Origin of the sequence: Rhodovulum sp. HP10 (assembly GCF_047553435.1) — a bacterium.
Lineage (GTDB): Bacteria > Pseudomonadota > Alphaproteobacteria > Rhodobacterales > Rhodobacteraceae > Rhodovulum.
Genome location: NZ_CP180201.1, coordinates 2,619,289 through 2,631,919, shown reverse-complemented (window position 1 = coordinate 2,631,919; position 12,631 = coordinate 2,619,289). Strand labels below are relative to the sequence as shown.

The window sequence follows — 12,631 nt, the reverse complement described above, 5'->3', positions numbered from 1 at the left end:
TTCGCGGGAACGACGCGGTGGAGCTCCAGAGGATCGGGGCAGGGCGCCCGGATCATGACCACATCAGTTTCGGTATCAGACACGGCAGCTTGGTTCGCCAGCCCGAAGTGGGCGCGGTATATGTCGAGTCGACGGGGGTGTCAACACCGCAGCCGCCTGCCCCCCCGGATCACCCCGCCCTGCCCCGTCAGCGGCCCCGCGATCCTCGCCCGAACGACGCCCCTCCGGACATCGCACCAGAGCGCCGCAGCGCCCGTCGTACAAGACCGGCATCCCCGCGCGGGTGGTGCCGCGCCCGGGTGCCCTGCCAGGGCCTCGGCAAGGGGCGCAACGTCCGTCCCGCAGGGATGGTCGGGGGCCGGCCGCCGCAGATCCCGGTTACCGACATCCCGCAGGATACCGCCGCCAAATGCAATCCGCTCGCATGGACCGAGGCGGGCTGCCGCCCCTCGCCCGGACCAGAGACCGGGCCTGCGGATCGCCGCTCCGGCCGCGTCGCAGAAAGCCGGCGCCCCGAATGAGGCAGGTCGCTACGGCGCCAGGCGCATCACGGCCCGGCCACCGCGCACGAGGGCCGCCAACGGGCAAGGTGGGCCTTGCTACGATCTTGCCGCGCGGAGAAGGCCGAGCAGATGGCGTCCGGAGGCCCAACCGGGCCGCGCGACGCCAACCGGTCCACAGGATCCGTGGCCCGAGGCAGGCAGGATGCGGCGGAGGTCCCTGCCCCCCCGCAAGGTCGCTTGCGCTACCGCGCTACCGCGCGGCCCGCGCGAGGCGTAGCTTGGCCGGGCACGGCCCCAACGAAAAGCCCCCGCCCATGACGGGCGGAGGCGATCTTGCGACCTGGGGTCTTCGTCCAGCTTATTCGCGGCTCTCGGGCGTTTCCACCAGCCCCAGATCGTCGTCATCGGACGAACTGAAAGTGTCCATCGGGGCCGCCAGAGCCGCGGCCGAAATGGCCTCGGCCTGACGGGCATCGATGACCTTCTGGTCGCGCTCGGCCGCGATGCGGCGCACGCGCTGGCTGGCCCCGCCGGTGCCCGCCGGGATCAGCCGGCCGACAATGACGTTTTCCTTCAGCCCGACCAGCTTGTCGCGTTTGCCCTGGACCGAGGCTTCGGTCAGCACCCGCGTCGTCTCCTGGAAGGAGGCCGCCGAGATGAAGGACCGGGTCTGCAGCGAGGCCTTGGTGATCCCCAGAAGGATCGGCTGGCCCTCGGCAGGGCGTCCGCCGCGCGCCAGCACCTTTTCGTTGGCGTCGTCGAACTCGGCCTTGTCGACATGCTCGCCCTTCAGAAGCGTGGTGTCTCCCGAATCCGAGATCTCCCATTTCTGCAGCATCTGGCGGACGATCACCTCGATATGCTTGTCGTTGATCTTCACGCCCTGCAGCCGGTAGACGTCCTGCACCTCGTCGATCATATAGTTCGCCAGCGCCTCGACACCCATGATCGCAAGGATGTCATGCGGCGCCGGGTTGCCGTCCATGATGTAGTCGCCCTTCTGCACGAAGTCGCCTTCCTGCACCGGGATGTGCTTGCCCTTGGGCACCATGTATTCGACGGGCTGGATGGTCTCGTCCGCCGGCTCGATGGTGATCCGCCGCTTGTTCTTGTAGTCGCGGCCGAAGCGCACATAGCCGTCGATCTCGGCGATGATCGCGTGATCCTTCGGACGACGGGCCTCGAACAGTTCCGCCACCCGCGGCAGACCGCCGGTGATGTCCTTGGTCTTGGCCCCTTCGCGCGGGATACGCGCCACCACGTCACCGGCCCGGATTTCCTGCTGATCCTCGACCGAGAGGATCGCATCCACCGACATCGGATAGGTGACCGGGTTGCCCGCTTCGTTGCGGACCGGCTCGCCGGTTTCGGGATCGACGATGATGATCTCGGGCTTCAGTTCGTTGCCCTTGGGCGCGGTGCGCCAGTCGGACACGATCTTCTGGGTCATGCCGGTGGCATCGTCGGTATCCTCGCGGACCGAAATCCCGGTCACGAGGTCCACGAGCCTGGCGCGCCCCGCCTTCTCGGCGATGATCGGCAGGGTATAGGGATCCCATTCGAACAGCTTGTCGCCCCGCGCCACCCGGGCATCCTCGGCCACGAAGACCTTGGTGCCGTAGCCCAGCTTGAAGCTCGCCCGCTCGACATCGTTATCGTCGATGATGGCCAGCTGCATGTTCCGGCCCATGACGATCTGCTCGCCCGCCGCATTGGTCAGCAGGTTGGGGTTGCGGAACTCGACCCGGCCCTCCTGGCTGGCCTCCTGGAAGGACTGCTGGCCACCCTGGGCGATACCGCCGATGTGGAAGGTCCGCATCGTCAGCTGGGTGCCGGGCTCGCCGATCGACTGCGCGGCGATGATACCGACAGCCTCGCCGATGTTCACCTTGGTGCCGCGCGCCAGATCACGGCCGTAGCAGGCCGCGCAGACGCCCTCTTCGGCCTCGCAGGTCAGCGGCGACCGGATCCGGACGGTGGCGACACCGGCCTTCTCGATCGCATCCGCCTTGCGTTCGTCGATCAGTTCGTTGCGGGTGACCAGCACCTCGTCGGTACCGGGCTTCAGCACGTCATCGGCCGCGACCCGGCCGAGCAGACGCTCGGCAAGCGTTGCCACGACCTCGCCGTCATTGATCGCCGCCTCGCAGGTGATGGCGTTCTCGGTGCCGCAATCGTGGCTGCGCACGATGCAGTCCTGGGCCACGTCGACCAGACGCCGGGTCAGGTACCCCGAGTTCGCCGTCTTCAGCGCGGTATCGGCCAGACCCTTCCGGGCGCCGTGGGTCGAGTTGAAGTACTCGAGCACGGTCAGGCCTTCCTTGAAGTTCGAGATGATCGGGGTCTCGATGATCTCGCCCGAAGGCTTGGCCATCAGGCCGCGCATACCGCCCAGCTGCTTCATCTGCGCCGGCGAGCCCCGGGCGCCCGAATGGGCCATCATGTAGACCGAGTTCGGTTCCTTCTCGGCACCGGCATCGTCGACGCGGACCGCCGAGATCTCGGCCATCATCGCCGAGGCGACCTCGTCGGAGCATTTCGACCAGGCATCGACAACCTTGTTGTACTTCTCGCCCTGAGTGATCAGGCCGTCCATGTACTGCTGTTCGAATTCCTTGACCTGCTCGCGCACGCCCTCGACGATTTCCCACTTCGTATTCGGGATGACCATGTCATCCTTGCCGAAGGAGATCCCGGCCTTGAACGCCTCGCGGAACCCGAGCCCCATGATCTGGTCACAGAAGATGACCGACTCCTTCTGGCCGCAATAGCGGTAGACGGTGTCGATGACCTGCTGCACCTCTTTCTTCCGCAGGAGCCGGTTGACCAGCTCGAACGGCGCCTTGGCGTTCATCGGCAGCAGCGCCCCCAGCCGGATCCGGCCGGGTGTGGTTTCGTAGCGCTTGTAGACCTCGTTGCCGTGCTCGTCGATCTGCTTGATCCGCGCCGTGACGCCGGCATGCAGATGCACCTCGCCGGAATCGAGCGCGTGCTGCACCTCGTCGACATCGGCAAAGGCCATGCCCTCGCCCTTCATGCCCTTGCGCTCCATCGTGATGTAATAGAGCCCGAGGATCATGTCCTGCGACGGAACGATAATCGGCGCGCCGTTGGCGGGCGACAGCACGTTGTTGGTCGACATCATCAGGACCCGCGCTTCCAGCTGGGCCTCGAGGCTCAGCGGAACGTGCACGGCCATCTGGTCGCCGTCGAAGTCGGCGTTGAAGGCCGAGCAGACCAGCGGGTGCAGCTGGATCGCCTTGCCTTCGATCAGCGTCGGCTCGAAGGCCTGGATGCCCAGACGGTGAAGCGTCGGCGCCCGGTTCAGCATCACCGGGTGTTCGCGGATCACCTCGTCGAGAATGTCCCAGACCTCGGGACGTTCCTTCTCGACCAGCTTCTTGGCCTGCTTGACGGTCGAGGACAGCCCCTTGGCCTCGAGCCGCGAATAGATGAACGGCTTGAACAGCTCGAGCGCCATCTTCTTCGGCAGCCCGCACTGGTGCAGCTTCAGCTCGGGGCCAGTCACGATCACCGAACGGCCCGAGAAGTCGACCCGTTTGCCCAGAAGGTTCTGGCGGAACCGGCCCTGCTTGCCCTTGAGCATGTCGCTCAGCGATTTCAGCGGACGCTTGTTGGCGCCGGTGATGACCCGGCCGCGGCGGCCGTTATCGAACAGCGCATCGACCGATTCCTGCAGCATCCGCTTTTCGTTGCGGACGATGATGTCGGGTGCGCGCAGCTCGATCAGCCGTTTCAGACGGTTGTTCCGGTTGATCACGCGGCGGTAGAGGTCATTGAGGTCCGACGTGGCGAAGCGGCCGCCATCGAGCGGCACCAGGGGACGCAATTCCGGCGGGATGACCGGGATCACGGTCAGCACCATCCATTCCGGGCGGTTGCCGGATTCGATGAAGCTCTCGACGACCTTCAGCCGCTTGATGATCTTTTTCGGCTTCAGTTCGCCGGTGGCTTCCTTTAGTTCCTCGCGCAGCCGCTCTGCCTCGGCCTCGAGATCGATCTGCGACAGCATCTCGCGGATCGCCTCGGCGCCGATCCCGGCGGTGAAGGCATCGGCGCCGAACTGGTCCTGCGCGTCGAGATACTCTTCCTCGGTCATCATCTGGCCGTAGCTCAGATCGGTCAGACCGGGTTCGATCACCACGTAGTTCTCGAAATAGAGCACGCGTTCGAGATCGCGAAGCGTCATGTCCAGCATCAGGCCGATGCGCGAGGGCAGCGACTTGAGGAACCAGATATGCGCGACCGGCGCAGCCAGCTCGATATGGCCCATCCGCTCGCGACGGACCTTCTGCAGCGTCACCTCGACACCGCATTTCTCGCAGACGACGCCGCGATATTTCATGCGCTTGTACTTGCCGCAAAGGCACTCGTAGTCCTTGATCGGTCCGAAGATCCGCGCACAGAAGAGACCGTCACGCTCGGGCTTGAACGTCCGGTAGTTGATGGTCTCGGGTTTCTTGATCTCGCCATAGGACCACGAAAGGATCCGTTCGGGCGAGGCCAGCGAGACCTTGATCTCGTCGAACTGCTTGGGCGAGGCCAGCGGGTTGAACGGGTTGGTGGTCAGTTCCTGGTTCATCTTGAAGTCCTTCAAATCAGCGCAAAGGGAGGGACAAGGGCGCGATTTTTCGCGGAAAAATCGTCACGAATTTTCCGCGAAAATTCATGCGCCCCTACTCGTCGTCCTCCGCGTCCAGGAGTTCCATGTTCAGCCCGAGGCCGCGGACTTCCTTCACCAGAACGTTGAAGGATTCCGGCACGCCGGCCTCGAAATTGTCTTCGCCCTTGACGATGGACTCGTAGACCTTGGTCCGGCCCGCCACATCGTCCGACTTCACCGTCAGCATTTCCTGCAGGGTATAGGCGGCGCCATAGGCTTCCAGAGCCCAGACCTCCATCTCCCCGAAACGCTGGCCGCCGAACTGTGCCTTGCCGCCCAGGGGCTGCTGGGTGACGAGGCTGTAGGGCCCGGTCGACCGCGCGTGGATCTTCTCGTCGACAAGGTGGTGCAGCTTCAGCAGGTACTTCATGCCGACTGTGACCTTCCGGGCGAAACGTTCGCCCGTCTGGCCGTCGAACAGCACCGACTGCCCCGAGGTGTCGAAGCCCGCACGGATCAGCGCATCATTGATGTCCTGCTCCTTGGCGCCGTCGAAGACCGGAGTCGCGATCGGCACGCCGCGGGTCACCGAGGACGCGGATTCGACCAGATGCGCCTCGTCCATGTCGCGGATCACCTCGTCATAGACCTCGTCGCCATAGGCGTGATGCATCGCATCCCGCACCGGCGTCAGATCGCCCGAGCGCTTGTACTCGTGAAGCGCCTCCTGGATCTGCTGCCCCAGGCCGCGCGCGGCCCAGCCCATATGGGTCTCGAGGATCTGGCCGACGTTCATACGCGACGGCACGCCGAGCGGGTTCATCACCAGATCGACCGGGGTCCCGTCCTCGAGGAACGGCATGTCCTCCATCGGCACCACGCGCGAGACGACGCCCTTGTTGCCGTGACGGCCGGCCATCTTGTCGCCGGGCTGAAGCTTGCGCTTCACCGCGATGAAGACCTTGACCATCTTCATCACGCCGGGAGGCATGTCGTCGCCGCGGCGCACCTTCTCGACCTTGTCCTCGAAGCGGTGCTCAAGCGCACGTTTCTGCGCCTCGAACTGCGAGTTCAGGGCCTCGACCTGTCCGGCATCCTCTTCGCCTTCCAGGGCAAGCTGCCACCACTGGCCGCGCGACAGCGTTTCCAGCAGTTCCTCGGTGATCTCCGAGTTCGGCTTGACCCCGCGCGGCCCCTTCACGGCGACCTTGCCAAGGATCATCGACTTCAGACGCGCATAGATGTTGCGTTCCAGGATGCCCATCTCGTCGTCCCGGTCACGGGCAAGACGTTCGACTTCCTCGCGCTCGATCTGCAGGGCACGTTCGTCCTTTTCGACGCCGTGCCGGTTGAAGACCCGCACCTCGACGACGGTGCCGTAATCCCCCGGCGGCAGGCGCAGCGAGGTATCCCGCACATCAGACGCCTTTTCGCCGAAGATCGCCCGAAGGAGCTTTTCTTCCGGAGTCATCGGGCTTTCGCCCTTGGGCGTGATCTTGCCCACGAGAATATCGCCCGGGCCGACTTCGGCGCCGATATAGACGATGCCCGCCTCGTCGAGGTTGCGCAGGGCTTCCTCGCCGACATTGGGGATGTCGCGGGTGATCTCTTCCGGACCCAGCTTGGTATCGCGGGCGGCGACCTCGAATTCCTCGATATGGATCGAGGTGAAGACGTCATCGCGGGCGACCCGTTCCGAGATCAGGATCGAGTCCTCGTAGTTGTAGCCGTTCCAGGGCATGAACGCGACGGCCACGTTCTTGCCGAGGGCCAGCTCGCCCATGTCGGTCGACGGGCCGTCGGCGATCACCTCGCCCTTCAGCACCGTGTCGCCCACCTTCACCAGAGGCTTCTGGTTGATGCAGGTGTTCTGGTTCGACCGCTGGAACTTGCGCAGACGGTAGATGTCGACGCCCGGATCGCCCGGCTCCAGATCTTCCGTCGCCCGGATCACGATCCGCTGCGCATCGACCTGGTCGATGATCCCGCCGCGGCGGGCCTGGATCGCGGCGCCCGAGTCGATGGCGACCTTGCTTTCCATGCCGGTGCCCACGAAGGGCGCATCGGCCTGCAGCAGAGGCACGGCCTGACGCTGCATGTTCGCGCCCATCAGCGCGCGGTTGGCGTCGTCGTTTTCGAGGAACGGGATCAGCGAGGCCCCGACCGAGACCAGCTGCTTCGGAGACACGTCGATCAGGTCGACAGTGTCGACCGGGTTCAGCGTATATTCACCGGCCTGCCGGGTGTTGACCATCTCGTTGAGAAACTTGCCGTCCTCGTCGAGCGTGGCGTTGGCCTGAGCCACGACGTGCCGCATCTCTTCGGTCGCGGACATGTAGTGGACCTCGTCGGTCACCTGGCCCTCATTGACCACCCGGTAAGGGGTCTCGATGAAGCCGTACTTGTTCACCCGCGCGAAGGTGGCCAGCGAGTTGATCAGACCGATGTTCGGCCCTTCGGGCGTCTCGATCGGGCACATCCGGCCATAGTGGGTGGGGTGAACGTCGCGCACCTCGAAGCCCGCGCGCTCACGGGTCAGACCGCCCGGCCCGAGGGCCGAGAGGCGCCGCTTGTGGGTGACTTCCGACAGCGGGTTGTTCTGGTCCATGAACTGCGACAGCTGCGAGGACCCGAAGAACTCGCGCACCGCAGCAGCCGCGGGCTTGGCGTTGATCAGATCCTGCGGCATCACCGTGTCGATCTCGACCGAGGACATCCGCTCCTTGATGGCGCGTTCCATCCGCAGCAGGCCGACGCGGTACTGGTTTTCCATCAGCTCGCCGACGGACCGGACCCGGCGGTTGCCGAGGTGGTCGATATCGTCGACTTCGCCCTTGCCGTCGCGCAATTCGACCAGGGCCTTGATGCACGAGATGATGTCGTCATGGCGCAGCGTGCGCTGGGTGTCGGGCGCATCGAGGTTCAGGCGCATGTTCATCTTGACCCGGCCGACGGCCGACAGGTCGTAGCGTTCGGAATCGAAGAACAGCGAGTTGAACAGGTTGGTCGCGGCCTCGACGGTCGGCGGCTCGCCCGGGCGCATGACGCGGTAGATGTCCATGAGCGCGGTGTCGCGGCCCATGTTCTTGTCCATCGCCATGGTGTTGCGCATGTACGGGCCGACGGTGACATTGTCGATGTCCAGCACCGGGATGTCGGTGATGCCCGCATCCAGCAGCTCTTTCAGAGTGCCGCCGGTGACATCGCCATCCTTGTCGACGACCCAGGTCAGCTCGTCGCCGGCCTCGACATAGATAGCGCCGGTCTCTTCGTTGATGATGTCCTTGGCGACATAACGGCCGACGATATGGTCGAACGGCACCATCAGCTCGGTGACCCGGCCTTCCTCGATCAGCTTCTTGACCTGACGCGGCGTGACCTTGTCACCGGCCTTGCAGATCACCTCGCCGGTATCGGCATCGACCAGATCATAGGTCGGACGGGTGCCGCGCACGCGTTCGGGGAAGAACTTGGTGACCCAGCCGCGGTTGCGTTCCAGCCGGAACGAGACGGTATCGTAATAGGCATCCATGATGCCTTCCTGATCGAGCCCCAGCGCATAGAGCAGGGTCGTCACCGGCAGCTTCCGGCGGCGGTCGATCCGCGCGAAGACGATATCCTTGGCGTCGAATTCGAAATCGAGCCAGGAGCCGCGATAGGGAATGATCCGGCAGGCGAAGAGCAGCTTGCCCGAGGAATGGGTCTTGCCCTTGTCATGGTCGAAGAAGACGCCCGGGGACCGGTGCATCTGGGACACGATCACCCGTTCGGTCCCGTTCACGATGAAGGTCCCGTTCTGGGTCATGAGCGGCATGTCGCCCATGAACACGTCCTGTTCCTTGATGTCCTTCACCGACTTGGCGCCGGTATCCTCGTCGACATCGAACACGATCAGACGCAGCGTCACCTTGAGCGGCGCCGAGTAGGTCATGTCGCGTTGCTGGCATTCCTCGACATCGTATTTCGGCTTCTCGAGCTCGTAACGAACGAATTCGAGCACGGCCGTCTCGTTGAAGTCCTTGATCGGGAAGACCGACTGGAACACCCCCTGGATGCCCTCGCCATCGGCGGGTGCCGCCCCGTCGCCGGAGTTCAGGAACAGATCATAGGAGGATTTCTGGACCTCGATGAGGTTCGGCATCTCCAGAACTTCCTGGATCTTGCCGTAGTATTTGCGGAGTCGTTTCTGGCCAACGTAGCTCTGAGCCATGTGTGGTCTCACCTTTCGTCTGTCGCGGGCGCATCCGCCGTCGGGCCCCGGTGGCGCGCCGCTCGCGATGAAGGGGGGTAAGGTTCAATTCCTGCGGACCGTCCCACCGACCGCTCCCGAACCTAGAACCGCACCTTGGAAAGAGCTTACGGATCAAGCCCTTTCCAAGACAGGTTCGGCTGGGCCCGGACGAACCGCCGGACCCAGCCAACATTCCTCAGGTCACGGGCACGCGGCCCGCGGTCCCGATCACTTCAGCTCGACTTCGGCGCCAGCCGCTTCGAGTTTGCCTTTGATGTCCTCGGCTTCGGCCTTGTCGACGCCTTCCTTGACGGCTTTGCCGCCGGCTTCGACCAGGTCCTTGGCTTCTTTCAGGCCAAGGCCGGTGATCGCGCGGACTTCCTTGATGACGTTGATCTTGTTCGCGCCAGCCGATTTCAGGATGACGTCGAATTCGGTCTGCTCTTCGGCAGCGGCGGCTTCGCCACCGGCAGCCGGGCCTGCCATCATCACGGCGCCGCCGGCGGCGGGCTCGATGCCGTATTCGTCTTTCAGGATGGTTTTCAGTTCCTGGGCCTCGAGAAGCGTGAGGTTCACGATCTCTTCGGCGAGTTTTTTCAGATCAGCCATTTTCTGTTCCGTTCTTTCACATTGTCTGTTCCAACGCGAGGCATCTGCCTTCACGCGGGATCACAAGTTGCTCAAGCGGCTTCCGCACGCTCCTCGATGGTCGAGAGGATGCTCGCGATATTGGAAGCGGGCGCGCCAATCGCACCGGCGATGTTCGCGGCGGGTGCACCGATGCAGCCGACGATCGAAGCGATAAGCTCCTCGCGCGACGGCATTTCGGACACTGCCTTGACACCGGCCCGGTCCAGGGCCGTCTCACCCATGGCGCCGCCGAGGATCTCGAATTTCGAGTTGTCCTTGGCAAAGCCTTCCGCGACCTTGGCAGCAGCCACCGGGTCCTCGGAATAGGTCAGAACGGTCATGCCCGTCAGAAGAGTGGCCAGGCTTGCGCAGGGCTTTCCTTCCAGGGCGATCTTGGCGAGCCTGTTCTTGGCGACGCGGACGGACCCACCCGCTTCACGCATGCGTGCGCGCAGGTCCTGCATCTCGGCAACCGTGAGACCCGCGTAGTGGGCAACCACCACGACGCCAGAGCTTTCGAAGATCTGGCCGAGTTCCTCGACCACTTTCTCTTTCTGGGCTCTATCCACAGTTTCACTCCAATTTGGGGGTTTCCCCCCGGCTCTAGGTTTGCCGGCCTGCTTGCCGGCTTTCGGGTCCGTATGGGTCCCGAGGCCAGGATCGCCCGAGGGTTTCCCCACGGAATTCTGTCTCGTTTCCCCATCTCGGGAAGGATATTAAGCGGGGATGACCCCCACACCCTCCGTCTCGGACAGGACGGGGCGTTTCCGCCCCGCCATTCCCGGGCACGAGTCCCGGAAACTCTCTCTAGGATAGGGGTTCACCTGCCCCAGATCAATTGCCAGTTGCCGAGGTCACGTCGACCGACACGCCCGGGCCCATGGTCGAGCTGAGGCTCACCTTCTTCATGTAGGTGCCCTTGGCGCCGGCCGGCTTGGCCTTGACCACGGCATCGACGAAGGCGCGCACGTTCTCGGCCAGCTTGGCGGCATCGAACGAGGCCTTGCCGACGCCGGCATGAATCACGCCCGCCTTCTCGACCCGGAACTGGACCTCACCGCCCTTGGCGGCCTGAACCGCAGAGGCGACATCCATGGTGACGGTGCCGACCTTGGGGTTCGGCATCAGGTTGCGGGGACCCAGGATCTTGCCCAGACGACCGACGATCGGCATCATGTCCGGGGTCGCGATGCAGCGATCGAACTCGATCGCGCCGCCCTGAATGGTCTCCATCAGATCCTCGGCCCCGACGATATCGGCGCCAGCGGCCTTGGCCTCATCGGCCTTGGCGCCGCGGGCGAAGACCGCCACACGCACGGTCTTGCCGGTGCCGTTCGGCAGGGTGACGACGCCACGGACCATCTGGTCGGCATGGCGCGGATCGACGCCGAGATTCAGCGCGATTTCCAGCGTCTCGTCGAACTTGGCCGAGGCGTTTTCCTTGACGAGGCTCACCGCCTCCTCGACCGACAGGTTTTCCTTGCCGGCAAAGGCTTCCCGCGCGGCGCGGACACGTTTCCCATGTTTCGCCATTGCGCTTACCCCTTAACCTCGATGCCCATCGAGCGGGCCGACCCCAGGATGATCTGCATCGCGCCCTCGACATCGCTGGCGTTCAGATCCTTCATCTTCGCTTCGGCGATCTCGCGCACCTGGGCGACGGTCACGGTGCCGGCAGTCTCGCGACCGGGCTTTTCCGAGCCTTTCGGACGGTTCCGCTTGCCGACCGGCTTCAGGCCCGCCGCCTTCTTGAGGTAGTAAGACGCCGGGGGCGTCTTGATGTCCATCGAGAAGGACTTGTCCTGGTAGTAGGTGATGACCGTCGGGCACGGCGCACCGGGCTCCATGTCCTGGGTCTTGGCGTTGAACGCCTTGCAGAATTCCATGATGTTGATGCCGCGCTGACCGAGCGCGGGACCGACTGGCGGCGACGGGTTCGCCTGACCCGCCTTCACCTGAAGCTTGAGCTTCCCGATTACCTTCTTGGCCATCTGGCCATCTCCTTCCATTCACCGCGCCGGACCCCTCGCGAGGGCGGCGCTTCGGTTTAGTGGTGCGGTCCGCGGGCGCGCCCGCTCGCCTCCCACAGGATCCGCGTCAGAGCTGCCCCTTGGACACCTGAGCGAATTCCAACTCGACCGGGGTCGCCCGGCCGAAGATCGACACCGTCACCTTGAGGCGCTGGTTGTCGTCATCCACTTCCTCGACCATGCCCGAGAAGCCCTCGAAGGGACCGTCGGTCACGGTCACGTTCTCGCCGATCTCGAAGGTGATCAGCGAACGCGGTTGCGCCTCGCCTTCCTCGGCCCGGTTGAGAACCTGGTTCACTTCCTCGTCGCGCATCGGCATCGGCTTGCCCTGCGGCCCGAGGAACCCGGTCACCCGGTTGATCTGCGTGACGAGGTGGTAGCCGCGATCCGTCATCTCCATGCGCACCAGCACATAGCCGGGCATGAAGCGCCGCTCGGTCGTCACCTTCTTGCCGCGCCGGATCTCGATGACCTCTTCCGTCGGCACCAGGACTTCGTCGATCTCTTCCTCGAGACCGGCATCCGCCACGGCTTGCTTGATCTGTTCGGCAACCTTCTTCTCGAAGTTCGAGAGAACGCTAACCGAATACCACCGCTTCGCCATGTTGACCGT

Annotated in this window: 7 protein-coding genes; all 7 read right to left on the bottom strand. The window is 64.3% G+C overall.

Annotated elements, in window-relative coordinates:
- Nucleotides 1–861 precede the first annotated feature (861 nt).
- Nucleotides 862–5,106 carry a DNA-directed RNA polymerase subunit beta' gene (rpoC, locus tag ACK8CO_RS12280; protein WP_414896802.1) on the bottom strand — a complete coding sequence of 1,415 codons (4,245 nt, stop codon included), beginning with the start codon at nucleotides 5,104–5,106 and terminating at the stop codon, nucleotides 862–864.
- A gap of 94 nt (nucleotides 5,107–5,200) precedes the next feature.
- Entirely contained in the window at nucleotides 5,201–9,337 is a 4,137-nt protein-coding gene (rpoB, locus tag ACK8CO_RS12275) for a DNA-directed RNA polymerase subunit beta (RefSeq protein WP_080617566.1), read from the bottom strand.
- 249 nt (nucleotides 9,338–9,586) lie between these two features.
- On the bottom strand, nucleotides 9,587–9,967 hold the full coding sequence (rplL, locus tag ACK8CO_RS12270) for a 50S ribosomal protein L7/L12 (protein WP_042456871.1): 381 nt from the start codon (nucleotides 9,965–9,967) through the stop codon (nucleotides 9,587–9,589).
- A gap of 71 nt (nucleotides 9,968–10,038) precedes the next feature.
- On the bottom strand, nucleotides 10,039–10,557 hold the full coding sequence (rplJ, locus tag ACK8CO_RS12265; protein ID WP_080617567.1) for a 50S ribosomal protein L10: 519 nt from the start codon (nucleotides 10,555–10,557) through the stop codon (nucleotides 10,039–10,041).
- A gap of 265 nt (nucleotides 10,558–10,822) precedes the next feature.
- Nucleotides 10,823–11,521: a 50S ribosomal protein L1 gene (gene rplA / locus ACK8CO_RS12260; RefSeq protein WP_080617568.1), complete on the bottom strand. Its 699-nt coding sequence runs from the start codon at nucleotides 11,519–11,521 to the stop codon at nucleotides 10,823–10,825.
- A 5-nt stretch (nucleotides 11,522–11,526) separates the two neighbouring features.
- Complete coding sequence (rplK, locus tag ACK8CO_RS12255; protein ID WP_080617569.1) at nucleotides 11,527–11,979, bottom strand: 50S ribosomal protein L11; 453 nt, start codon at nucleotides 11,977–11,979, stop codon at nucleotides 11,527–11,529.
- Nucleotides 11,980–12,085: 106 nt separating this feature from the next.
- Nucleotides 12,086–12,622: a transcription termination/antitermination protein NusG gene (nusG, locus tag ACK8CO_RS12250; protein WP_080617570.1), complete on the bottom strand. Its 537-nt coding sequence runs from the start codon at nucleotides 12,620–12,622 to the stop codon at nucleotides 12,086–12,088.
- Nucleotides 12,623–12,631: the final 9 nt, after the last annotated feature.